The following is a 21,787-nucleotide window of genomic DNA, read 5'->3' on the forward strand; positions in this document are numbered from 1 at the left end:
AGGGGCCGCGCGGAGTCAGAGGCGGCGCCGGAACTCGGCAGCGAACTGCGGGGCGCCTCCCGCGTCCAACCAGTCCAGCAGCCCGTGCAGATCGCGGGGCTCCCGCCGGTAGGAGCCGGCCTGTGAGCGCAGCACGGAGTTCATCTCCACCGGGGCGAGATCGAGCATGTCCAACAGAAAGTCGTCGGGGCGCATCACCTCGATCTCGTACGGATTCGAAGCCTCGGCCGGGAAGTCCTTCACGTTCAGCGTGACGACGGCAAGCGCCTGACCCGGACCGCTGCCGCCAGCACATGACGGTCCTTGGGGTCGTTCGCCATGGCGGGTATGAGTGCCTCGTGCCCCGACACAAGGCTGTCGGGGCCCGTCATCGCTTCGACGATTCCCTTGGCCTTCAAGGCCCCGATACGCTCGCCGACGTTCCTGGTCAGTTCGTCCAGGATGTCGGTGGACCAGAGCGGTTCGTAGAGCTCGGCCTCGGCGAGTCTCAGCAATGTGTCCCCTGAGGTAGTTCGGGAAGAGGACACAGGTGTCCAGGACGACGCGCTGCACATCGCTCCAGTCGGCTCGGGCGGATTCAACTGATCAGTTGTCGTAGAGACCGGCGTCCTCGGTCAGTCCGACCGGTTCGACCAGTCCTCGGCGACGCTGCGAGCATCTCTTCTCCTTGTAGTCGAGAACGTCGGCCAAGAGCACTCTGCGGTGCCTTCCCGGCCGCGAGAAGGGGATCCCGCCCTCATCGAGGATCTTGACGAACGTCGGCCGACTGACCCCCAGGAGATCGGCGGCCTCTTGCGTGGTCAGTGTGGTGTTCACCGGTGCGACCGTCACGGCCTTGCCCTCCGAGAGGGCCCGCACCACCACCATCAGCGCCTCGTAGACCTCCGGGGGCAGCGTGCGCGTGGCGCCGTCGGGGCCGCGCAGCAGGGCCGGCTCCACAGCTTGCGGGGTCCGGTCCAGGAAGGCGCAGAGCTCAGCGATCTCCGCGCGATGCTCGGGCAGCAGAGTGCGGTCTTCAGTAGTGCCGTGCATGGCTCTGTCTCCTTTGAGAGTAGACCCAACATCGCGCAATTCGAAAGAAACGCAAGCGCCGTGCCAGTCAGGACTCAGCCCCCGGGCCCAGCCCCCCAGCTTGCGCATAATCAGGGCAGGAGGAGGTCGACGAGCTGCCCCGACGCCTGATGGGCGTGCAGCCAGGCCGCGATCGGGGCCAGCCGGGCTTCCTGGGCGCCCCGGAGTCGACGGGCGTGTGCGGCGATCTCGCGGTCCGCGGTGACGGAGTGCATCAGCCGTGCCGCGTCCGGGTGGAGCTGGGCGAAGCGGAAGTACGGCGACATGTACAACTCCGGACAGCCGAACACCATCACCATCTCCCGGGCCGGTGTGGTGCCTGTCCGACTACCTCTACAACCAGTGCCCGTACGAGGGAAAGGTGACCTCCACGGCGAGTGGCGGAAACCGTATCAACGTGGGCACCGCCAAGCTCGTCGGCCCCGGCGTCCCCTACTGCTACCCGAGTCTCGACCCGTCGTACTTCGTCATCAACGGCAGCGGTATCAAGCACTACGTGAATTCCGCCGGCGCCGGCTACTACTACAAACGGGCCCGAGGCCGGCGGCCGCGGAGGCCGACCAGGCCACGGCGGGGCCCGCGACGGGGCCCTCAGACCCCCGGATTGTGCCGGATCAGCGATTCCACCAGGCCCGACCGGGTGGCGGGGAAGTCCAGCGGGACGATCCCGAGCCCGGTCCAGCCCGCCGCCTCCGAGCCGTCCAGGAACGACTGCACCTGCGGGTTGAGCCGGTCCGCGTTCCAGCGCGGCGGCATCAGGGCGGCGGTGCTGACGTAGTTCATGTACAGCTTCCCGGGCTGCTGGGCTGCCTTGCGGAACTGGGCCTCGATCTTGGAGTACTTGGCGAACGGCTCCGCCATGTAGTCGTCCTGGATGTCGAAGAGCCCCGAGTCGGCGTACCGGACACCGGGCAGCCCGCCGTTGTCGGCCAGCAGCACGACCTTGCCGCGCGCCTGACCCAGCGAGGGCAGCGCCGGATCGATACGGAACAGCGGCCGCCAGCCCCGGTTGTCGAGGTAGTCGTCGAAGATCGCCCGGAACGTCGCGTCGCTCTCCTCCGAGTACTCCTGCTTGACCCGCATCAGCACGGTCTCGGTGGGGTGGGCCGCCAGGAAGTCCCAGCAGGCGCCCAGCACATCGCCGAACATCAGGTTCTGGTACGAGGCCCCGTGATGGATCGCGAACGAGCCGCCGGTGGCCCGGCACCGCACGTCCAGGAAACGGATGCCGCTGTTCAGCTGCTCAGCGATCGTGGTGTTCTGGCACTCGGTCCAGGGTCCGCCGTAGCGGGCGCCGGAGTCGTGCGAGCCGGGGATCGTGAGGCGCTGCAGCCCGGTGGCGTCGGGGACGGCGCCCATCCAGTCCTGGGTACTGAGGACTTGGCGGTCGGCTGCACCTGCGGATCCCGCACCGATCAGGACGGTGGCGGTGGCGGCGAGCGCGCCGGCCAGGAAGTTCCGGCGAGTGGCGGTGTACGGGCTCATGCGGGAAGTGCCTCCGTCTGCCGTGGGGGGTCAACCCAGGGATTATGGCGGGTGCACGTCACGACGGGAACAGGTCCGACGGCCGTCCCGGGACCGGCAGGTCCATAGGGCTACAGGGGTGGCAGCGATCACCATGCCCCTTCCAGCAGTACCAGGAAGTTCGAACGTGACGGTTGGCCCCTGATGTGTCACGTTCTTTTGCAGGGGGGTGTCAGCGGACGACGTGTGCGATCCGGCACCGTGGGCTCGGGCGAGGGTCGAGCCGGACGGCGCTGCTCGCGCTCGGCGGGCCGGAGGTGCCCTGGCTGGTGCGGGACGGCTCGGCGGAGGACGCCGACCTGGTGGCGGAGTGGCGGAGTGGCGGATCCTGGAACCCGCGTGGCGGACCTTCTTCCTGCGCACGCAGGTGCGTGAACTCCTCCAGGTCCGCCTGCGGTTGGCCCCCGACAGGCACGAGGTCCGCGCCGTGGACCGGATGTGGCAGGTCACCTGGGCGGGAGACACCCCCGTTATCTTTTTCGCGGTCCTGCAAGAGGGCCGCTGGCCTCCGGGCCCGGCATGACTGTGTCCCCCTGTCGACGGGATGACCTGGGGGGTGGTGTCACCGAGTCCGGGGGTGTTCGTCGGAGACGCTGATCAGAGGTCCGGCCACCGCCCGGTCCGGCGCAACGCCGGACGGTTCGCGGGCGGCAGGTCTGCATAACGTGGATGCGCGAGCACGACACCCGAGCCGAGGCCGGCACCGCCAACACCCCCGAAAGGGCACGATGTTCGAGATCGAAGACGTGGGTGTGTTCCTCGGCCTGGACGTCGGAAAGTCCGCTCACCACGGCCACGGGCTGACCCCAGCCGGGAAGAAGGTCTTCGACAAGCCGCTGCCCAACAGCGAGCCGAAGCTGCGGGCCGTGTTCGAGAAGCTGACCGCGAAGTTCGGCACCGTCCTGGTCATCGTGGACCAGCCCGCCTCCATCGGCGCCCTGCCGTTGACCGTCGCCCGCGACGCCGGCTGCCGCGTCGCCTACCTGCCCGGCCTGGCCATGCGCCGGATCGCCGACCTCTACCCCGGCGAGGCCAAGACCGACGCGAAGGACGCGGCCGTGATCGCGGACGCCGCACGGACGATGCCGCACACCCTGCGCTCGCTGGAACTCACCGACGAGATCACCGCAGAGCTGACCGTGCTGACCGGCTTCGACCAGGACCTCGCCGCCGAGGCCACCCGCACCTCCAACCGGATACGCGGCCTGCTCACCCAGTTCCACCCCAGCCTGGAACGCGTCCTCGGCCCCCGCCTCGACCACCAGGCCGTGACCTGGCTGCTGGAACGCTACGGATCCCCGGCCGCCCTGCGCAAAGCCGGACGCCGCAGACTCGTGGAGCTGATCCGCCCGAAGGCCCCGCGCATGGCCACCCGGCTGATCGACGAGGTCTTCGACGCCCTGGACGAGCAGACCGTCGTCGTCCCCGGGACCGGCACCCTGGACATCGTGATCCCTTCCCTGGCCGGCCAGCTCACCGCCGTCCACACCCAGCGCCGGGCGATGGAAGCCCAGATCAACAGCCTGCTGGAGGCCCACCCTCTTTCCAAGGTCCTGACGTCGATGCCCGGCGTCGGTGTCAGGACCGCCGCAGTCCTGCTGGTCACCGTCGGCGACGGCACCAGCTTCCCGAGCGCCGCCCACCTGGCCTCCTACGCCGGACTCGCCCCGACCACGAAGTCGTCGGGCACCTCGATCCACGGCGAACACGCGCCCCGAGGCGGCAACCGCCAGCTCAAACGCGCCATGTTCCTCTCCGCCTTCGCCTGCATGAACGCCGACCCCGCCTCCCGCACCTACTACGACAAGCAACGCGCCCGCGGCAAAACCCACACCCAGGCCCTCCTCCGCCTCGCCCGCCAACGCATCAGCGTTCTGTTCGCCATGCTCCGCGACGGCACCTTCTACGAGTCACGAGTCCCCGAAACAGCTACCGCATGACCGGCCTCGGACTTGCGTAGCTGAACCAAACGGCCTCACAGGCAGTCGCATCCTGTGGAGTAGAGCAGCAGGAAGAGGGCCGTCATGGCGGTCACGGTGAACCCGACAGCGGTCAGGGCGGCGAGGCCCCGACGGCGCCCCTTCGCGGGGGTGCGGAAGGTCTGCCAGGCGCCGTGGGCGAGGAGGAGACTGAGCAGCCCAGCCCCCGCGATGGTGAAGCGCGGGCTGAGGGACCAGCTCAGGTAGGCGATCAGAGCCAGGCAGCCGAGCAGGGCACAGGCGAGCAGGCTGAGGATCACCTCGGCGACGGCTTCTCCCACCGTCTCGACCAGGAACTCGCCGACGCCTTTCGCTGCCCTGCGGACCCCCATGACGCTCCTCCCCCTTGCGTCGATGGCCCCGAGCGGGGCCTGGTATGGAGGACCCCCGCCGAGCCGGAATGGTTGCCGGGGTGCTCAAGAGTCGCCGACTGCGGCACACGGTCACACCTTGACGAAGGACATAGAGGCACCCCCCGTTATCTTTTTCGCGGTCCTGCAAGAGGGCCGCTGGCCTCCGGGCCCGGCATGACTGTGTCCCCCTGTCGACGGGATGACCTGGGGGGTGGTGTCACCGAGTCCGGGGGTGTTCGTCGGAGACGCTGATCAGAGGTCCGGCCACCGCCCGGTCCGGCGCAACGCCGGACGGTTCGCGGGCGGCAGGTCTGCATAACGTGGATGCGCGAGCACGACACCCGAGCCGAGGCCGGCACCGCCAACACCCCCGAAAGGGCACGATGTTCGAGATCGAAGACGTGGGTGTGTTCCTCGGCCTGGACGTCGGAAAGTCCGCTCACCACGGCCACGGGCTGACCCCAGCCGGGAAGAAGGTCTTCGACAAGCCGCTGCCCAACAGCGAGCCGAAGCTGCGGGCCGTGTTCGAGAAGCTGACCGCGAAGTTCGGCACCGTCCTGGTCATCGTGGACCAGCCCGCCTCCATCGGCGCCCTGCCGTTGACCGTCGCCCGCGACGCCGGCTGCCGCGTCGCCTACCTGCCCGGCCTGGCCATGCGCCGGATCGCCGACCTCTACCCCGGCGAGGCCAAGACCGACGCGAAGGACGCGGCCGTGATCGCGGACGCCGCACGGACGATGCCGCACACCCTGCGCTCGCTGGAACTCACCGACGAGATCACCGCAGAGCTGACCGTGCTGACCGGCTTCGACCAGGACCTCGCCGCCGAGGCCACCCGCACCTCCAACCGGATACGCGGCCTGCTCACCCAGTTCCACCCCAGCCTGGAACGCGTCCTCGGCCCCCGCCTCGACCACCAGGCCGTGACCTGGCTGCTGGAACGCTACGGATCCCCGGCCGCCCTGCGCAAAGCCGGACGCCGCAGACTCGTGGAGCTGATCCGCCCGAAGGCCCCGCGCATGGCCACCCGGCTGATCGACGAGGTCTTCGACGCCCTGGACGAGCAGACCGTCGTCGTCCCCGGGACCGGCACCCTGGACATCGTGATCCCTTCCCTGGCCGGCCAGCTCACCGCCGTCCACACCCAGCGCCGGGCGATGGAAGCCCAGATCAACAGCCTGCTGGAGGCCCACCCTCTTTCCAAGGTCCTGACGTCGATGCCCGGCGTCGGTGTCAGGACCGCCGCAGTCCTGCTGGTCACCGTCGGCGACGGCACCAGCTTCCCGAGCGCCGCCCACCTGGCCTCCTACGCCGGACTCGCCCCGACCACGAAGTCGTCGGGCACCTCGATCCACGGCGAACACGCGCCCCGAGGCGGCAACCGCCAGCTCAAACGCGCCATGTTCCTCTCCGCCTTCGCCTGCATGAACGCCGACCCCGCCTCCCGCACCTACTACGACAAGCAACGCGCCCGCGGCAAAACCCACACCCAGGCCCTCCTCCGCCTCGCCCGCCAACGCATCAGCGTTCTGTTCGCCATGCTCCGCGACGGCACCTTCTACGAGTCACGAGTCCCCGAAACAGCTACCGCATGACCGGCCTCGGACTTGCGTAGCTGAACCAAACGGCCTCACAGGCAGTCGCATCCTGTGGAGTAGAGCAGCAGGAAGAGGGCCGTCATGGCGGTCACGGTGAACCCGACAGCGGTCAGGGCGGCGAGGCCCCGACGGCGCCCCTTCGCGGGGGTGCGGAAGGTCTGCCAGGCGCCGTGGGCGAGGAGGAGACTGAGCAGCCCAGCCCCCGCGATGGTGAAGCGCGGGCTGAGGGACCAGCTCAGGTAGGCGATCAGAGCCAGGCAGCCGAGCAGGGCACAGGCGAGCAGGCTGAGGATCACCTCGGCGACGGCTTCTCCCACCGTCTCGACCAGGAACTCGCCGACGCCTTTCGCTGCCCTGCGGACCCCCATGACGCTCCTCCCCCTTGCGTCGATGGCCCCGAGCGGGGCCTGGTATGGAGGACCCCCGCCGAGCCGGAATGGTTGCCGGGGTGCTCAAGAGTCGCCGACTGCGGCACACGGTCACACCTTGACGAAGGACATAGAGGCACCCCCCCGCCTGGCGCTCTCCGCCGAGGCGGCGCGCGGCCAGGTGAGCGTGAGCACGAAGAGCTGGATGCTCGGGCGCGGGGAGGACGGCCCGACGCAGACGTTCGGCGTCGACACCTCGGACCTGAAGGACCCGGTGCGCGACGCGATGCTCACAGCGGGCTGGACGTGGCGCGGGGTGACGTTCAGGAAGCCCTGACGGCCTGCCGCCGCCGGGGCCGTCCAACGCAGAGGGCCAGGACTGGCCGGTCCTGGCCGCACGGGCGCGGACCCGGCGCTTGAAGTTCCTGTTGGTCGTCATCGTCCGGCCTTTCGCGCCCCGAACGGGAGCCCCCCAGCGACCACGCCCGAGACGGTCAGGACCTCGACGACGGCCTGAGACACAAGTCCCTTTGCCTCCGTGGGAGACCGTGCTGGGGACGGTCGGGGGAGGTGGGGCGTAGGCCACGCCGTGGCCATCGCGCCGCCGCGGTCCGGTGGCCGTCAATCCGCACGGGGACCGGCAGAACGCGGAAGGGCGGTGGGCCCGCCGGCCCACCGCCCCGCTCACCCGCGTACGGGAGTCGCTACTGGATGACCGTGATCCGGTCCGCCGCCGGCGGGGCCAGCGGGGTCTCGGCCGTGGAGTGGGCCGCCAGGTAGGCGTTGAACAGGTCCAGGTCGGAGGCGCCGACCAGCTTGTTCGTGCCCTGTCCGAGGGCCGCGAAGCCGTCCCCGCCGCCTGCCAGGAACTCGTTCATCGCGACGCGGTAGGTCTTGGCCGGGTCGATCACCTCACCGTTGAGCTTGATGGTGTCGGTGACCACGCGGGCCGCGCCCGTCTTCGTCATGTCCAGGGTGTACGTGAGGCCCTTGGAGACCTGGAGGATCTTCGGGCTGGCCTCGTTGGAACCGCTGACCTGCTGCTGGAGCGCGGCGACCAGCTGGGCGCCGGTCAGGTCGACGACGTTCATCATGTTGGTGAAGGGCTGCACGGTGAACGCCTCCCCGTACGTCACCACCCCGTCGGACTTGCCGTCGGCCGACGCGTACACCAGGTCCCCCCGGATGCCGCCCGGGTTCATGAGGGCGACGACCGCCCCGCCCTTGTCCGCCGGGGCCAGGCCCTCCAGCTGGGCGTCGGCGATCACGTCACCGAGCGGCTTCTCAAGGGCCTTGGAGCCGCGGCCGCCGATGTCGGCGGAGATGTAGCCCTGCGGCTTGTTCGCAATGGGCGCCGCGAGGGCGTTCCAGCGGGCGATCAGGGACTTCATGTCAGAGGCCCCGTGCTGGTCCCGGCTGACGATGTGGTTCGCCGACTTCGGGTTCGAGGCACCGGCCGACTCCACCGACGTACGGACGATGTCCTTGGTGCGGCGGTCGTAGGTGAGGGTCGTGTCCGTGTAGACCTTGCCGAACGACGACGCCGAGGTGACCAGGCGCGGGTTGCCCGCCGGGTCCGGGATCGTGCACACGTACGCCTGGTGGGTGTGGCCCGTGACCAGGGCGTCGACCTTGGGCGTGATGCCCTTGGCGATGTCGGTGATCGGCCCGGAGATGCCGTCACCGGCGCCGGAGCTGTCGCAGTCGTAGTTGTACGAGCTGGAGGCCGGGGCCCCGCCCTCGTGGATGAGCGCGACGATGGACTTGACGCCCTGCCGGTCCAGCTCCTTGGCGTACTTGTTGATCGTCTCGATCTCGTCGTGGAACTTCAGGCCCTTGACGCCGTTGGCCGTGACCACGTTCGGCGTGCCCTCCAGGGTCACCCCGATGAAGCCGATCCTGACGCCGTTCTTCTTCCACACCGTGTACGGCTTGAGGATCGGCTTGCCGGACTTCTCGTTCGTCACATTGGCGGCGAGGTAGGGGAAGTCGGCACCCTCGAACTTCTTGTTCTTCTCGTAGCACCCCTCGACCGGGTGGCAGCCGCCGTTCTGGAGGCGGGCCAGCTCGGTGGCGCCCTCGTCGAACTCGTGGTTGCCGACGCTCGTCACATCGAGGTCGATCTTGTTGAGCGCCTCGATGGTCGGCTCGTCGTGGAAGAGGCCGGACAGCAGCGGGCTCGCGCCCACCATGTCACCACCGGCCGCGGTGATCGAGTACGGGTGGCCCTTGCGCGCGGTGCGCAGCGAGGTCGCGAGGTACTCGACGCCACCGGCCCAAATCTCCTTGGTCGAGCCGTCGGGCTGCGTCTCGAAGACCTTGCCCGCCGTGCCGTCCGGCGGCTCCAGGTTCCCGTGCAGGTCGTTGAAGGACAGCAGCTGTACGTCGACGGTACGGCCCGGCTTGTGGTGGCCGTGCCCGTGGCCGTGGCGGTCCTGGGCGCCGGCCGGCATCGCGGCGACGAGCGCGCCCATGGTGGCGAGCCCGGCCGCGGCGGCGAGCACCCGCCGGGATGCGCGGTTCTTCTGCGGTGTCGCTGACATCGGTCCCCTTGTGAGTTCAGCGGGAGGTCGAAAGTGGTGACGAGTCTGGAGACTTCGTGCGCAGCCTAGGGTCAACGCGCGTAGCGCGACAGGTGTCCGGGGTTACGAACTGGTTGCCATGCGGTGAGGCACCGAGGTCGCCGCCGGCCGTCGGAACCTACGCGGGCTGCCCGACCGGGTGCGCGAGCCGCTGCCCGGCGCCGAAGATCTCTCCCGTATCGCCGACGGTGTGCTGAACACACCGCAGACCGCCGACTGAGTCCCGAAGCGCCCGCGCACCGCCCCGGTACGCTCCCCGCCCCCTTAGGCTCGTAGACATGACGACTGACGCACCCCTCCCCGCTCCCGGACGTGAGATCCGGACGCTCGACGAGCTCTCCCCCGAGCAGGCGGACGCCGTGTCCGATCTGCTCGCCGAGGCGGCCCGGTCCGACGGCAGGCAGGCCGTCTCCGAGCAGGGGCGGTTGCAGCTTCGGGGCGGGCAGCGGGCGGGGGTCCGGCACCTGCTGCTGACCAGCGGCCTGGTCCTGGTCGGGTACGCGCAGCTGGAGGACACCGACCCCGTCGAGGCTCCGGCCGCCGAGCTGGTCGTGCATCCGGCGTACCGGGGGCAGGGGCACGGGCGGGCGCTGGGCGCGGCGCTGCTCGCCGCGACCGGGAAGCGGCTGCGGGTGTGGGCGCACGGCGGGAAGTCCGCGGCGCGGCATCTCGCGCAGGTCCTCGGCCTCTCGCTCTTCCGCGAACTGCGTCAGCTGCGCCGTCCGTTGGCCCCGCTGGACATCGCGGAGCCGGTGCTGCCGCCCGGCGTCACCATCCGCACCTTCGTACCCGGCGAGGACGACGCCGCCTGGCTCGCGGTGAACCGTGCCGCCTTCGCCCACCACCCGGAGCAGGGCTCGCTGACCCAGCGCGACCTGGACGACCGCAAGGCGGAGCCGTGGTTCGACCCGAAGGGGTTCTTCCTGGCCGAGCGCGACGGCGAGCTGATCGGCTTCCACTGGACGAAGGTGCATGCCGAGGAACAGCTCGGTGAGGTGTACGTCGTCGGCATCCGGCCCGACGCGCAGGGCGGCGGGCTCGGCAAGGCGCTCACCGCGATCGGGCTGCGCCACCTGGCCGCCGAGGCACTGCCGACCGCGATGCTCTACGTGGACGCGGACAACAAGGCGGCGCTGGCCGTCTACGAGCGGATGGGCTTCGCGACGCACGAGGTGGACCTGATGTACCGCACGGAGTCCTGAGCGCGGAGTTCTGCGCACGGAGTTCTGCGTACGGAGTCCTGAGCCAGGGCCGGGAGCGGGTCAACTTCCCCGGGGGCGGCGTCGCTTGACGCCGCCCCTTTCTTACGCCACTCTTTCACTACTCAATTAGTGAAAGGGGTGAACATGGCAGAGTCCGCAGCAGTCGAGTACCGCATCGACCGGCGCAGCGGCGTCGCCACGTACCTCCAGATCGTCCAGCAGACCAAGCAGGCGCTCCGCCTCGGCCTGCTGGAGCCCGGCGACCGGCTGCCCACCGCGCGCGAGGTCGTCGAAGCCACCGCCATCAACCCGAACACCGTGCTCAAGGCCTACCGGGAGCTGGAGCGCGAGGGCCTGGTCGAGGCCCGGCGCGGGCTCGGCACCTTCGTCACCCGGACCCTCGGCGGCGCGGCGGCCGCCGACGACGCACCGCTGCGCGCCGAACTCGCCGACTGGACCCGCCGGGCCCGCGCGGCCGGGCTGGAGAAGGACGACGTGAGCGCGCTCTTCACCGCCGTACTGGACAGGACTTTCGAGGGGGATCAGGCCGGATGACAGGCGCTGCGATCGAGGCCATCGGCCTCGGCATGAAGTACCGGGGCAGAGGTAGGGGGTGGGCGCTGCGCGACTGCTCCTTCCGGCTGCCCGCCGGGCGGGTGTGCGCCCTCGTCGGGCCCAACGGCGCGGGCAAGTCCACCCTGCTGGCCCTCGCGGCCGGCTTCCTGCGGCCGTCGGAGGGGACGGTGCAGGTACTGGGCACGGCCCCCGGCCAGGCCCGTGCCCGGATGGCCTTCGTGGCCCAGGACAAGCCGCTGTACCCGCAGTTGACGGTCGCCGCGACGCTCTGGGCGGGCGCCGAGCTGAACCCCGCCACCTGGGACCAGGACACCGCCGAGCGCATCGCCGGGGAGCTCCCGCGCGACGCCCGGGTCCGGGACCTCTCCGGCGGCCAGCGCACCCGGCTCGCCCTGGCCCTCGCGCTGGGCAAGCGGCCCGAACTGCTGCTGCTGGACGAGCCGATGGCCGACCTCGACCCGCTCGCCCGCCATCAGCTGATGGGCGCCCTGATGGCGGAGGCCGCCGAGCACTCCACCACGATCGTGATGTCCTCGCACATCCTCACCGAGCTGGAGGGCGCCTGCGACTACCTCCTGCTCGTCGACGGCGGCCGGGTCCGCCTCGGCGGCGAGACGGAGGACCTCCTCGCCGCGCACACCCTGCTCACCGGCCCGGTACGGGACACCGCACCGCACACCGTCGTCGAGTCCCGCACCGCGGGACGGCTGCAGACCGCACTCGTACGGAGGCAGGGACCCGTGGACACAGACATCTGGCAGGCCACCGAGCCCTCGCTGGAGGAACTGCTGCTGGCGCATCTGCGGTCGCCGGAGGCCCCGGCGCTGCTGACGCCGAGCGCGGCGGCCGTCGAGGCCGGCCAGGAGGTGGCCGCCGTATGAGCGCGATCGCCCTGCGCGGCCCGAACCGCGTCGTCCTGGCTCAGCACCGGCAGGCCCTTCAGCTCCTGGGCGCGCTCCCCTTCCTGGCCGTCGTCGCGCTGGTCGGCACCTGGCTGTGGACCGACCATGTCGCGAACGCCTTCGCCGCGACGGGCTGCTCGGTCCGGCACACCCTGCCCGGCTGTGTCGACACGGTCAACGAATACCTCGACCGCCAGAACTGGATGAAGGATGTCCTCGACTGGTCCGGCCTGCTGATGATGGTCCTCCCCGCGTTCGTCGGCATCTTCGTGGCCGGCCCGGTGATCGCCCGCGAGATGGAGAGCGGCACATACAAGCTTGCGTGGTCCCAGTCCGTGACACCCACACGCTGGCTCGCCGCCAAACTCGCAGTACCCGCCGTCGCGACGCTGGCCTCCGTCTCCGTGCTGTCGGCCGCCTGCGCCTGGGCGCAGACACGGGAGAACGCGATACACCACCCGTCCGAGCGGTACTCCCGTGAGGTGTACGGCTCGATCGGGACCGTCCCCGTCGGCTACGCCCTGTGCATGCTGGCCCTCGGCGCACTCGCCGGGCTGCTGCTGCGGCGCACCGTCGCCGCGATGGTCGTGACCGTGATCGGATACGGCGCGCTGGTGGTGGCCCTGAACACCGTGCGCAACGGTCTGTGGCCCTCGCTGACGCACACGTTCAAGCCGTTCAGCGAATACCGGTTCCCCGACGGAGCCGTCGACACCGGAGAAGGCTGGGTGACCAGCAGCGGCGAACGGCTGCCCGCCGATGCATGCCTGAGCTGGCACAACGACCTCAAGCAGTGCCTGGCCGACAAGGACATCACCCTCCGCTACCTCGACTACCACCCCGCCTCGCACTTCTGGCCCCTCCAGCTCGTCGAGACCGGCATCCTGCTCGCCCTGGCCGCCCTGGCCGTCGCCCTCGCCTTCCGGGTGCTGCGCCGCCGGCACGGCTGACGTCCGAACCGGTTCCGGGCCCCTCCCCGGGCCCGGAACCGGTTCGTATGACCAATCCGCGCACGCGACACCGCTTCCTGCACGTCATGTCGCCGTTACCAGCCATTCAGAAGCGCTTGCCACCCTTTCAGGATGCAGCCAGCCGTGCCGACCCCCCGCAACGGGAGAAAACCCGGCGGAGACCGCACGAACGACGTCAACCGCGCGTTCCCCGCGATCTCCGCACCCTCCGGCGCGCCTACTGAGCCATCCGCGCGGAAGAATAGGGCCATGAGCCAGCAGCCCAGCTCCGAGGTACCGGTCCAGGCCACCGTGCAGCCGTCGGTCGGCTCACTCGCCGCGCACCGGCCGCACGCCGTCGCCACCGCCGCCTCCAACGGCGCCGCGCTGTCCACCGCCGCCGATCTGGATCCCGACATCGACGCCGACGTCGACGCGTACGAACCCGATGTCGACGGCAACGAGCTGCCCCAGGGCCGTTTCCTGGACCGCGAGCGCAGTTGGCTCGCGTTCAACGAACGGGTGCTCGAACTGGCCGAGGACCCCGCGACCCCCCTCCTCGAACGGGCTAATTTCCTCGCCATCTTCGCCTCGAACCTGGACGAGTTCTTCATGGTCCGGGTGGCCGGGCTGAAGCGCCGTATCGCCACCGGCGTCGCCACCCGTTCCGCCTCCGGGCTCCAGCCCCGCGAGGTCCTGGACCTGATCTGGACCCGCTCGCGCGAGCTCATGGCCCGGCACGCCGCCTGCTACCAGCAGGACGTCGCCCCCGCCCTGTCCGACGAGGGCATCCAGCTGATCCGCTGGCCCGAGCTGACCGAGAAGGAGCAGGCCCGCCTGTTCACCTTCTTCCGGCAGCGCGTCTTCCCCGTGCTGACCCCGCTCGCCGTCGACCCGGCGCACCCCTTCCCGTACATCTCGGGGCTCTCGCTCAACCTCGCCGTCGTCGTACGCAACCCGGTCAGTGGTCACCGCCACTTCGCCCGGGTCAAGGTGCCACCGCTGCTGACCCGCTTCCTGGAGGCGTCGCCGCAGCGGTACGTGCCCATAGAGGACGTCATCGCGGCCCACCTCGAAGAGCTCTTCCCGGGCATGGAGGTCCTCGCCCACCACATGTTCCGGGTCACCAGGAACGAGGACCTGGAGGTCGAGGAGGACGACGCCGAGAACCTCCTCAAGGCCCTGGAGAAGGAGCTCATGCGGCGCAGGTTCGGCCCGCCGGTCCGGCTGGAGGTCGAGGAGTCCATCGACCCGTACGTGCTGGACCTGCTGGTGCGCGAGCTGAAGGTGTCCGACGCCGAGGTCTACCCGCTGCCCGGACCGCTCGATCTGACCGGGCTCTTCGGCATAGCCTCCCTGGACCGGCCCGAGCTGAAGTTCCCCAAGTTCATCGCCGGCACCCACCGCGACCTCTCCGAGGTCGAATCCGCGTCCGCGCCCGACGTCTTCGCCGCGCTGCGCGAACGCGACGTGCTCCTGCACCACCCGTACGACTCCTTCTCCACCTCCGTACAGGCGTTCCTGGAGCAGGCCGCCGCCGACCCCGACGTCCTCGCCATCAAGCAGACCCTGTACCGGACCTCGGGCGAATCCCCGATAGTGGAAGCCCTGATCGACGCCGCCGAGTCCGGCAAGCAGGTCCTGGTGCTCGTGGAGATCAAGGCCCGCTTCGACGAGCAGGCCAACATCAAGTGGGCGCGGAAGCTGGAGGAGTCCGGCTGCCACGTCGTCTACGGCCTCGTCGGACTGAAGACCCACTGCAAGCTGTCGCTCGTGGTCCGCCAGGAGGGCGACACGCTGCGCCGCTACTCGCACGTCGGGACCGGCAACTACCACCCCAAGACGGCACGGCTGTACGAGGACCTCGGCCTGCTGACGGCGGACCCGCAGGTCGGCGCGGACCTCTCCGACCTCTTCAACCGGCTCTCCGGCTACTCCCGCCGCGAGACCTACCGCCGTCTCCTGGTCGCCCCGAAATCCCTGCGGGACGGGCTGATCACCCGGATCAACAAGGAGATCACCCACCAGCGGGCCGGGCGGACCGCCTACGTCCGCATCAAGGTCAACTCGATGGTCGACGAGGCGATCATCGACGCCTGCTACCGGGCCGCGGCGGCCGGCGTACCGGTCGACATCTGGGTACGCGGCATCTGCGCGATCCGCCCCGGCGTCGCCGGTCTCTCCGAGAACATCCGGGTCCGCTCGATACTGGGCCGCTTCCTCGAACACTCCCGGGTCTTCGCCTTCGGCAACGGCGGCGAACCCGAAGTGTGGTTCGGCAGCGCCGACATGATGCACCGCAACCTCGACCGCCGGATCGAAGCACTGGTCCGGGTCACCGACCCCGCCCACCGCGCCGCGCTCAGCCGTCTCCTGGAGACCGGCATGGCCGACACCACCTCCTCCTGGCACCTGGGTCCCGACGGGAACTGGACCCGGCACTCCACGGACGTGGACGGCCAGCCGCTGCGGCACGTACAGGAAATGCTCATTGACGCCCGGAGGCGCCGGCGTGCGACGCCATGACCACCAGACGACGCAAGCGGACCTCGCGGACCTTACGGCGGGCGCGGTACTCGCGCCCTACCTTCAGGAACAGGCCGCCGAATTCCTCCGCAGCCTGCGCCTGCACCGCGAGAACAGCGCCCCCACGGACGCCGGGACCCACGGAGCCGAGGAGGCCGCCGGCGCACTGCGCCGCTCCTCGCGCCGGATCGGCGGCACGCTGCACACCTTCCGGGCGGCGCTGGACGCCACCTGGGCCGAGCAGCTCCGTACCGAACTGGCCTGGCTGTCGGGCACCCTGGCCAGGGAACACGCCTACGCGACCCGGCTGCACCGGCTCCTCGAAGCCCTGCACGCCCTGTCCGGCACCTCACTGCCCACCGCCCGCAACGGGTCCGGCTCCGACAGCGCCGCCGACAAGGAGCGCGCCGCCCTCGGTGTCGGCGCGGCCCGCGCCGGAGCGCTCCTCGACCGGCAGCTGACCCTCGCCAGAACCCGCGCCCACTCCGCCGCCCTCCAGGCGCTCGGCTCCTCCCGCTTCCACGCGGTGGCCGACTCCGTCGCGCTGCTCGCCTCGGAGGTCCCGCTCGCCCCGGCGGCCGCGGCCCCGGCCGAGGAGATGCTGCACGGGCCCGCCGACCGGGCCGAACAGCAGCTGCTCGGCGCGGTGGCGGCGCTCCCCTCCGGCCAGGCGGTCGAGCCGTACAACGAGGCGCAGGACGCGCCCTGGCACCGGGCCCGGCTGCTGCTGCGGCTGCATCGGTACGCCCACGAGGTGGTGCGGGGCGCCCCCGATCCGGTCCTGGCCGCGCCGGGGCGCGCGCTCGATCTGCACCGGGACGCCTCGGAGGCGGCCGCGGCGGCGGCGTCGGCGGCCCGTACGCCCCGCATCGCGCCCGCGACCGCGTACGCCCTGGGGGTGCTCCACGCCGACCAGCGCCATGAGGTGGAGGCCGCCCGCGGCGTGTTCCGGGCGAGCTGGCCGTACGCCGCGGCCGTGATCGCGCCATGAGCGGGGCGGTGGGCGCCCGCGGTGCCGGGCCCACCGGGAGCCCCGGTGGGCAGCGCAGCGGGATCCCCGGTGCCGGGCCCACCGCGAACCGCGGTGCCGAGCGCACCGGGAACGGGCCGGTGCTCGCCGCCGGGTGCGTGCTGTGGCGGCGGTCGGAGCAATCCGGCACGCTGGAGATCTGCCTGGTCCACCGCCCCCGTTACGACGACTGGTCGCACCCCAAGGGGAAGCTGAAGCGCGGCGAGCCCGCGCTGGACGCCGCCCGGCGCGAGGTCCTGGAGGAGACCGGCCACCACTGCGCCCCCGGCGCCGCGCTCCCCACGATCCGCTATCTCGCGAACGGCCGGCCCAAGGAGGTCGCCTACTGGGCGGCCGAGGCGACCGGCGGCTCCTTCGTGCCCGGCACCGAGGTCGACCGGGTGAGCTGGCTCTCCCCGGCGGCGGCCCGTACCCGCCTCACCCAGGACCGCGACCGGGAGCTGCTGGACGCCCTGCTCGCGACGCTGCCGGGACGCTGACGCCGCCGGGCCCTCTCCCGGTCAAGAGAATCCGCCGGGTCTCCCCCGGCCGAGGACTCCGCCGCGCCCCCGCACAAGGGCCAGAACCGCACCGTCCGACACGGTTCACCTTCCGTTCACTCTCCCCCGTAGGCCGCTTCACCTGTTCTGCCTAACTTCGGCAGTGCACGGGGCACGGCGCACGGCCGGAGCACCCACCACATCGCACGCCGTCGTAGAACGAAAACCCTCGGCGGCTCCTGGAAGGAACACCCGAAAGTGAAGCTTCAGCGCAAGAACCTGCTTCGTGCCACCGCGCTCGGTGCCCTCGCCGTCTCCGGCGCCCTGGTCCTCACGGCGTGCGGTTCGGACGACAACAGCGGCACGACCGGCGGCAACGGCGGGAAGACGAGCGCCGCGTCGAACATCAAGTGCGACGACGCCAAGGGCCAGCTGCCCGCCTCCGGCTCCAGCGCGCAGAAGAACGCCATGGACCTCTGGGCCAAGAACTACATGGCCGGCTGCTCCGGCGTCGAGATCAACTACAAGTCCTCCTCCTCCGGCGAGGGCATCGTCGCCTTCAACCAGGGCACCGTCGGCTTCGCCGGTTCCGACTCGGCGCTGAAGCCCGAAGAGGTCGCCGAATCGAAGAAGATCTGCAAGGGCGGCCAGGGCATCAACCTCCCGATGGTCGGCGGCCCGATCGCCATCGGCTTCCACCTGGAGGGTGTCGACAGCCTCACGCTGGACGCCCCCACCCTCGCCAAGATCTTCGACGGCAAGATCAAGAAGTGGAACGACGAGGCGATCGCCAAGCTCAACACCGGCGCGAAGCTCCCGGACAAGCCGATCCAGGCCTTCCACCGCTCCGAGGACTCCGGCACCACGCAGAACCTCGGCAAGTACCTCGGCGCGGCCGCCCCGAGCGACTGGAAGTACGAGGCCGAGAAGAAGTGGCCGGCCCCCGGTGGCCAGGCCGCGTCCGGCTCCTCCGGCGTCGCCGCCCAGGTGAAGCAGGTCGACGGCTCGATCGGCTACTTCGAGCTCAGCTACGCCACCTCGCAGTCGATCTCCACCGTGGACATCGACACCGGTGGCTCCGCCCCGGTCAAGGCCACCTCGGAGAACGCCTCCAAGGCCATCGCCGCCGCCAAGATCAAGGGCACCGGCAAGGACCTGGCGCTGGACCTCGACTACACCACCAAGGCCGAGGGCGCCTACCCGATCGTCCTGGTGACGTACGAGATCGTCTGCGACAAGGGCAACAAGCCCGAGACCCTCTCCACGGTCAAGTCCTTCCTCAACTACACCGCCGGTGACGAGGGCCAGAAGCTCCTCACCGAGGCCGGCTACGCGCCGATCCCGGCCGAGATCAACAGCAAGGTCCGCGAGACCATCGCCTCCCTCTCGTAACCGGGACGGGCAGGCAACGCCCGTAACACCTTCAGCAGAACCAGCAACACCAGAAACATCCGGCGGACCGGTCCGGTGCACCCCTCCGGACCGGTCCGCCACCACCCATCCGGTGCACCGCCGCCAGGGGAGCCAGACCGCTCCCCCACACAGACCGGAAAGACCATGGCTTCCACCACACCGACAGAAACCCCGCCGGCGCCGCCGGTGGTGCGCAAGCGCGCCGGCTCCGGCCGCATCGGCGACAAGGTCTTCCTGGGCCTCTCCAGGGGATCGGGCATTCTGCTGCTCGTGATCATGGCGTCGATCGCCGTGTTCCTGACCTACCGCGCCTCGATCGCCGTCTCCAAGGACGAAGGCAACTTCTTCACCACCTTCGACTGGAACCCGGCCGGCGACCCGCCGGTGTTCGGCATCGCGGTCCTCCTCTTCGGCACGGTCGTCAGCTCGATCATCGCGATGGCCATCGCCGTCCCGGTCGCTGTCGGCATCGCCCTGTTCATCTCGCACTACGCGCCGCGCAAGCTGGCCGCGCCCCTCGCGTACGTCGTCGACCTGCTCGCCGCAGTGCCGAGCATCGTGTACGGCATCTGGGGCGCCCTCGTCCTGGTCCCGTACCTGGAGGGCCTGAACCTCTGGCTCGACCAGTTCTTCGGCTGGACGTACATCTTCGAGAAGACCGAGGTCGGCGTCGCCCGCTCGCTCTTCACCGTCGGCATCCTGCTCGCGATCATGATCCTGCCGATCGTGACCAGCGTCAGCCGCGAGGTCTTCCTCCAGGTCCCGAAGATGAACGAGGAGGCCGCCCTCGCGCTCGGCGCCACCCGCTGGGAAGTCATCCGCCTCTCGGTGCTCCCCTTCGGCCGCTCCGGCGTGATCTCCGCCTCGATGCTGGGCCTTGGCCGTGCGCTCGGCGAGACGATGGCCGTCGCCACGGTCCTGTCGCCGAGCTTCATCATCTCCGGGCACCTGCTCAACCCCGGCGGCGGCACCTTCGCCCAGAACATCGCCGCGAAGTTCGACGAGGCCGACGAGTTCGGGCGCGACGCCCTGATCGCCTCGGGCCTCGTGCTCTTCGTCCTCACCCTGCTGGTCAACGGCGCGGCCCGGCTGATCATCGCCCGCCGCAAGGAATACTCGGGGGCCAACGCATGAGCCAGGCAGCCAACACCGGCATACAGGAGCGCCCCGCCGCGACGGCGCCCAAGCGCTCGACGAGCCTGAGCAGCCGGGCACTGCCCCGCTGGGCCCCGTTCGCCTTCGCCGCCGTGGCACTCGCGCTGGGCGTGGGCACCGGCGTCGCGGCCGGCTGGCAGAGCCGCACCCAGTGGGGGCTGTTCTCCGCCCTCCTCTTCGTCGTCATCTCGTACATCGCGACCTCGGTCGTGGAGAACCGGCGCCAGGCCAAGGACCGGCTCGCCACCAGCATCGTCTGGGTGTGCTTCCTGCTGGCCGTCGTGCCGCTCGCCTCGCTGCTGTGGACGACGATCAGCCGGGGCGCGGAGCGCCTGGACGGGTACTTCCTGACCCACTCGATGGCCGGCGTGCTCGGCTCCGAGCCGACCGGCGGTGTCTACCACGCGCTGATCGGGACGCTGGAGCAGGTCGGCATCGCCACCGTGATCTCCGCCCCGATCGGCATGCTGACCGCCGTCTACCTGGTGGAGTACGGCAGGGGCGCCCTGGCCAGGGCCGTGACCTTCTTCGTCGACGTCATGACGGGCATCCCGTCCATCGTCGCCGGTCTCTTCATCCTCTCGATCATGCTGATGACGAAGACCCAGCCGTCCGGTCTGATGGGCGCGCTGGCCCTCACGATCCTGATGATCCCGGTCGTGGTCCGCTCCACCGAGGAGATGCTCAAGCTCGTCCCGAACGAGCTCCGCGAGGCATCGCTCGCCCTCGGCGTCCCGAAGTGGCGCACGATCCTGAAGGTGGTCCTGCCGACCGCGATCGGCGGCATCACCACCGGTGTGATGCTCGCGATCGCCCGCATCGCCGGTGAGACCGCGCCGATCATGCTGCTGGTCTTCGGCAGCCAGCTGATCAACCCCAACCCGTTCCAGGGTGCACAGTCCTCGCTCCCCTTCTACATCTGGGAGCAGTACCGGGTCGGTACCGACCAGTCGTACGACCGTGCCTGGGCCGCCGCGCTGGTCCTGATCGCCTTCGTCATGATCCTCAACCTGGTGGCCCGCGGCATCGCCCGCTGGAAGGCCCCGAAGACCGGCCGCTGACGCGGCACGAAAGAAGCAGTGATTCAGATGGCCAAGCGCATCGACGTCAGCGGTCTGTCCGCCTACTACGGCTCCCACCTCGCCATCGAGGACATCTCGATGACCGTGGAGCCCCGCTCCGTGACCGCCTTCATCGGCCCGTCCGGCTGCGGCAAGTCCACCTTCCTGCGCACCCTGAACCGCATGCACGAGGTCACCCCCGGTGGCCGCGTCGAGGGCAAGGTGCTGCTGGACGACGAGAACCTGTACGGGGCGAACGTCGACCCGGTCACCGTGCGCCGCACGGTCGGCATGGTCTTCCAGCGCCCGAACCCGTTCCCGACGATGTCGATCTTCGACAACGTCGCGGCCGGCCTCAGGCTGAACGGCTCGTACAAGAAGAGCCAGCTGCCCGAGATCGTCGAGAAGTCGCTGCGCGGCGCCAACCTCTGGAACGAGGTCAAGGACCGGCTGAACAAGCCCGGCTCCGGTCTCTCCGGCGGTCAGCAGCAGCGTCTGTGCATCGCCCGCGCGATCGCGGTCGAGCCGGACGTGCTGCTGATGGACGAGCCGTGCTCCGCCCTGGACCCGATCTCCACCCTCGCCATCGAGGACCTGATCGGCGAGCTGAAGGAGCGCTTCACGATCGTCATCGTGACGCACAACATGCAGCAGGCGGCCCGCGTCTCGGACCGCACGGCGTTCTTCAACCTCGCGGCGGTCGGCAAGCCCGGCAAGCTCGTCGAGATCGACGAGACGGAACGCATCTTCTCCAACCCGTCCGTCCAGGCCACCGAGGACTACATCTCGGGACGCTTCGGATAGACAGGTCACCCGGCAACGGAGCCGGCGTGGGCCGGGGGGCGTGGGTGGTTGCGCCCGGTGGTGGGTCTCCACCGGCGAACCGCCTCACCCGTCCCGCGAACCGGCCTCGTCCCCAGACTGCCTTGGGGTGCTGCATGGCGGTGCCACCACAAGGCGAAGGGGCCGCCCCCACTCCCTCTGCGGGAGTGGGGGCGGCCCCGTTTCCGTACGTACC

The 21,787-nt window shown here is 70.2% G+C and carries 23 protein-coding genes; 15 read left to right on the forward strand and 8 right to left on the reverse strand.

All coding sequences use genetic code 11. The features are described 5' to 3' along the window. Positions 1-15: 15 nt before the first annotated feature. The 5 genes from OG842_RS18360 to OG842_RS18380 all read right to left on the reverse strand — a co-directional run bounded on the left by OG842_RS18360 (position 16) and on the right by OG842_RS18380 (position 2,556). Positions 16-243 carry a hypothetical protein gene (locus tag OG842_RS18360; protein WP_266730961.1) on the reverse strand — a complete coding sequence of 76 codons (228 nt, stop codon included), beginning with the start codon at positions 241-243 and terminating at the stop codon, positions 16-18. A gap of 2 nt (positions 244-245) precedes the next feature. After that, entirely contained in the window at positions 246-494 is a 249-nt protein-coding gene (locus OG842_RS18365) for a hypothetical protein (protein ID WP_328512367.1), read from the reverse strand. A 91-nt stretch (positions 495-585) separates the two neighbouring features. Next, the gene (locus OG842_RS18370) at positions 586-1,032 is read right to left on the reverse strand and encodes a helix-turn-helix domain-containing protein (RefSeq protein ID WP_266730964.1); all 447 of its coding nucleotides are present in this window, start codon (positions 1,030-1,032) and stop codon (positions 586-588) included. 110 nt (positions 1,033-1,142) lie between these two features. Next, positions 1,143-1,337, reverse strand: coding sequence for a hypothetical protein (locus tag OG842_RS18375; protein ID WP_328512368.1), 195 nt, complete (start codon positions 1,335-1,337; stop codon positions 1,143-1,145). Between the two features lie 325 nt (positions 1,338-1,662). Next, positions 1,663-2,556 carry a phosphatidylinositol-specific phospholipase C gene (locus OG842_RS18380; RefSeq protein WP_328512369.1) on the reverse strand — a complete coding sequence of 298 codons (894 nt, stop codon included), beginning with the start codon at positions 2,554-2,556 and terminating at the stop codon, positions 1,663-1,665. 349 nt (positions 2,557-2,905) lie between these two features. On the opposite strand from OG842_RS18380, the gene OG842_RS18385 reads away from it, so the two are divergent. Both OG842_RS18385 and OG842_RS18390 read left to right on the forward strand, forming a co-directional pair. After that, positions 2,906-3,118 (forward strand): hypothetical protein, encoded by a 213-nt coding sequence (locus tag OG842_RS18385; protein WP_328512370.1) that lies wholly within the window; start codon positions 2,906-2,908, stop codon positions 3,116-3,118. A 205-nt stretch (positions 3,119-3,323) separates the two neighbouring features. Further along, positions 3,324-4,535 carry an IS110 family transposase gene (locus tag OG842_RS18390; RefSeq protein ID WP_266731358.1) on the forward strand — a complete coding sequence of 404 codons (1,212 nt, stop codon included), beginning with the start codon at positions 3,324-3,326 and terminating at the stop codon, positions 4,533-4,535. A 35-nt stretch (positions 4,536-4,570) separates the two neighbouring features. On the opposite strand, the gene OG842_RS18395 is transcribed toward OG842_RS18390, so the two are convergent. Next, positions 4,571-4,906 carry a hypothetical protein gene (locus tag OG842_RS18395; RefSeq protein WP_053639247.1) on the reverse strand — a complete coding sequence of 112 codons (336 nt, stop codon included), beginning with the start codon at positions 4,904-4,906 and terminating at the stop codon, positions 4,571-4,573. A gap of 404 nt (positions 4,907-5,310) precedes the next feature. Here OG842_RS18395 and OG842_RS18400 point away from each other — a divergent pair, with 404 nt between their 5' ends. Further along, positions 5,311-6,522, forward strand: a complete 1,212-nt coding sequence (locus OG842_RS18400; protein WP_266731358.1) for an IS110 family transposase — start codon at positions 5,311-5,313, stop codon at positions 6,520-6,522. A 35-nt stretch (positions 6,523-6,557) separates the two neighbouring features. Here OG842_RS18400 and OG842_RS18405 read toward each other — a convergent pair whose 3' ends face one another. Beyond that, entirely contained in the window at positions 6,558-6,893 is a 336-nt protein-coding gene (locus tag OG842_RS18405) for a hypothetical protein (RefSeq protein ID WP_053639247.1), read from the reverse strand. Positions 6,894-7,011: 118 nt separating this feature from the next. Between OG842_RS18405 and OG842_RS18410 the strand changes: the two genes are divergently transcribed. After that, entirely contained in the window at positions 7,012-7,230 is a 219-nt protein-coding gene (locus tag OG842_RS18410) for a hypothetical protein (protein WP_328512371.1), read from the forward strand. A 367-nt stretch (positions 7,231-7,597) separates the two neighbouring features. On the opposite strand, the gene OG842_RS18415 is transcribed toward OG842_RS18410, so the two are convergent. Next, positions 7,598-9,436, reverse strand: coding sequence for a bifunctional metallophosphatase/5'-nucleotidase (locus tag OG842_RS18415; RefSeq protein WP_266730970.1), 1,839 nt, complete (start codon positions 9,434-9,436; stop codon positions 7,598-7,600). A gap of 317 nt (positions 9,437-9,753) precedes the next feature. On the opposite strand from OG842_RS18415, the gene mshD reads away from it, so the two are divergent. From mshD to pstB, 11 genes are all read left to right on the forward strand, one after another. After that, the gene (mshD, locus tag OG842_RS18420; RefSeq protein WP_266730972.1) at positions 9,754-10,677 is read left to right on the forward strand and encodes a mycothiol synthase; all 924 of its coding nucleotides are present in this window, start codon (positions 9,754-9,756) and stop codon (positions 10,675-10,677) included. Between the two features lie 144 nt (positions 10,678-10,821). Further along, on the forward strand, positions 10,822-11,232 hold the full coding sequence (locus OG842_RS18425) for a GntR family transcriptional regulator (protein ID WP_266416296.1): 411 nt from the start codon (positions 10,822-10,824) through the stop codon (positions 11,230-11,232). Further along, the gene (locus OG842_RS18430; RefSeq protein ID WP_328512372.1) at positions 11,229-12,134 is read left to right on the forward strand and encodes an ABC transporter ATP-binding protein; all 906 of its coding nucleotides are present in this window, start codon (positions 11,229-11,231) and stop codon (positions 12,132-12,134) included. Before OG842_RS18425 ends, OG842_RS18430 begins: the two co-directional genes overlap by 4 nt. Next, complete coding sequence (locus OG842_RS18435; RefSeq protein WP_266730975.1) at positions 12,131-13,105, forward strand: ABC transporter permease subunit; 975 nt, start codon at positions 12,131-12,133, stop codon at positions 13,103-13,105. Before OG842_RS18430 ends, OG842_RS18435 begins: the two co-directional genes overlap by 4 nt. A gap of 270 nt (positions 13,106-13,375) precedes the next feature. Then, complete coding sequence (locus OG842_RS18440; RefSeq protein WP_266730976.1) at positions 13,376-15,631, forward strand: RNA degradosome polyphosphate kinase; 2,256 nt, start codon at positions 13,376-13,378, stop codon at positions 15,629-15,631. Beyond that, positions 15,618-16,622, forward strand: coding sequence for a CHAD domain-containing protein (locus OG842_RS18445; RefSeq protein WP_328512373.1), 1,005 nt, complete (start codon positions 15,618-15,620; stop codon positions 16,620-16,622). Before OG842_RS18440 ends, OG842_RS18445 begins: the two co-directional genes overlap by 14 nt. After that, positions 16,619-17,140 carry an NUDIX hydrolase gene (locus OG842_RS18450; protein WP_443063990.1) on the forward strand — a complete coding sequence of 174 codons (522 nt, stop codon included), beginning with the start codon at positions 16,619-16,621 and terminating at the stop codon, positions 17,138-17,140. The genes OG842_RS18445 and OG842_RS18450 overlap by 4 nt, the downstream gene beginning before the upstream one ends. Before the next feature lie 258 nt (positions 17,141-17,398). After that, on the forward strand, positions 17,399-18,532 hold the full coding sequence (gene pstS, locus OG842_RS18455; RefSeq protein ID WP_266730979.1) for a phosphate ABC transporter substrate-binding protein PstS: 1,134 nt from the start codon (positions 17,399-17,401) through the stop codon (positions 18,530-18,532). A gap of 165 nt (positions 18,533-18,697) precedes the next feature. Beyond that, entirely contained in the window at positions 18,698-19,687 is a 990-nt protein-coding gene (gene pstC, locus OG842_RS18460) for a phosphate ABC transporter permease subunit PstC (protein WP_266730980.1), read from the forward strand. Beyond that, complete coding sequence (gene pstA, locus OG842_RS18465) at positions 19,684-20,769, forward strand: phosphate ABC transporter permease PstA (protein WP_266730981.1); 1,086 nt, start codon at positions 19,684-19,686, stop codon at positions 20,767-20,769. The genes pstC and pstA overlap by 4 nt, the downstream gene beginning before the upstream one ends. 27 nt (positions 20,770-20,796) lie before the next feature. Continuing rightward, the gene (pstB, locus tag OG842_RS18470; protein WP_266730983.1) at positions 20,797-21,573 is read left to right on the forward strand and encodes a phosphate ABC transporter ATP-binding protein PstB; all 777 of its coding nucleotides are present in this window, start codon (positions 20,797-20,799) and stop codon (positions 21,571-21,573) included. Positions 21,574-21,787: the final 214 nt, after the last annotated feature.

Source organism: Streptomyces sp. NBC_00376 (genome assembly GCF_036077095.1).
Taxonomy (GTDB): Bacteria; Actinomycetota; Actinomycetes; order Streptomycetales; family Streptomycetaceae; genus Streptomyces.

What these genes read in the sequence shown, in the direction of transcription:
- OG842_RS18415 (WP_266730970.1), bottom strand. Translation starts at nt 9,436, where the DNA reads ATGTCAGCGACACCGCAGAAGAACCGCGCATCCCGGCGGGTGCTCGCC.
- pstA (WP_266730981.1), top strand. Translation starts at nt 19,684, where the DNA reads ATGAGCCAGGCAGCCAACACCGGCATACAGGAGCGCCCCGCCGCGACG.
- OG842_RS18405 (WP_053639247.1), bottom strand. Translation starts at nt 6,893, where the DNA reads ATGGGGGTCCGCAGGGCAGCGAAAGGCGTCGGCGAGTTCCTGGTCGAG.
- OG842_RS18440 (WP_266730976.1), top strand. Translation starts at nt 13,376, where the DNA reads ATGAGCCAGCAGCCCAGCTCCGAGGTACCGGTCCAGGCCACCGTGCAG.
- OG842_RS18430 (WP_328512372.1), top strand. Translation starts at nt 11,229, where the DNA reads ATGACAGGCGCTGCGATCGAGGCCATCGGCCTCGGCATGAAGTACCGG.
- OG842_RS18435 (WP_266730975.1), top strand. Translation starts at nt 12,131, where the DNA reads ATGAGCGCGATCGCCCTGCGCGGCCCGAACCGCGTCGTCCTGGCTCAG.
- OG842_RS18400 (WP_266731358.1), top strand. Translation starts at nt 5,311, where the DNA reads ATGTTCGAGATCGAAGACGTGGGTGTGTTCCTCGGCCTGGACGTCGGA.
- OG842_RS18380 (WP_328512369.1), bottom strand. Translation starts at nt 2,556, where the DNA reads ATGAGCCCGTACACCGCCACTCGCCGGAACTTCCTGGCCGGCGCGCTC.
- OG842_RS18370 (WP_266730964.1), bottom strand. Translation starts at nt 1,032, where the DNA reads ATGCACGGCACTACTGAAGACCGCACTCTGCTGCCCGAGCATCGCGCG.
- pstB (WP_266730983.1), top strand. Translation starts at nt 20,797, where the DNA reads ATGGCCAAGCGCATCGACGTCAGCGGTCTGTCCGCCTACTACGGCTCC.
- OG842_RS18390 (WP_266731358.1), top strand. Translation starts at nt 3,324, where the DNA reads ATGTTCGAGATCGAAGACGTGGGTGTGTTCCTCGGCCTGGACGTCGGA.
- mshD (WP_266730972.1), top strand. Translation starts at nt 9,754, where the DNA reads ATGACGACTGACGCACCCCTCCCCGCTCCCGGACGTGAGATCCGGACG.
- OG842_RS18425 (WP_266416296.1), top strand. Translation starts at nt 10,822, where the DNA reads ATGGCAGAGTCCGCAGCAGTCGAGTACCGCATCGACCGGCGCAGCGGC.
- OG842_RS18450 (WP_443063990.1), top strand. Translation starts at nt 16,619, where the DNA reads ATGAGCGGGGCGGTGGGCGCCCGCGGTGCCGGGCCCACCGGGAGCCCC.
- OG842_RS18375 (WP_328512368.1), bottom strand. Translation starts at nt 1,337, where the DNA reads ATGTCGCCGTACTTCCGCTTCGCCCAGCTCCACCCGGACGCGGCACGG.
- pstC (WP_266730980.1), top strand. Translation starts at nt 18,698, where the DNA reads ATGGCTTCCACCACACCGACAGAAACCCCGCCGGCGCCGCCGGTGGTG.
- OG842_RS18395 (WP_053639247.1), bottom strand. Translation starts at nt 4,906, where the DNA reads ATGGGGGTCCGCAGGGCAGCGAAAGGCGTCGGCGAGTTCCTGGTCGAG.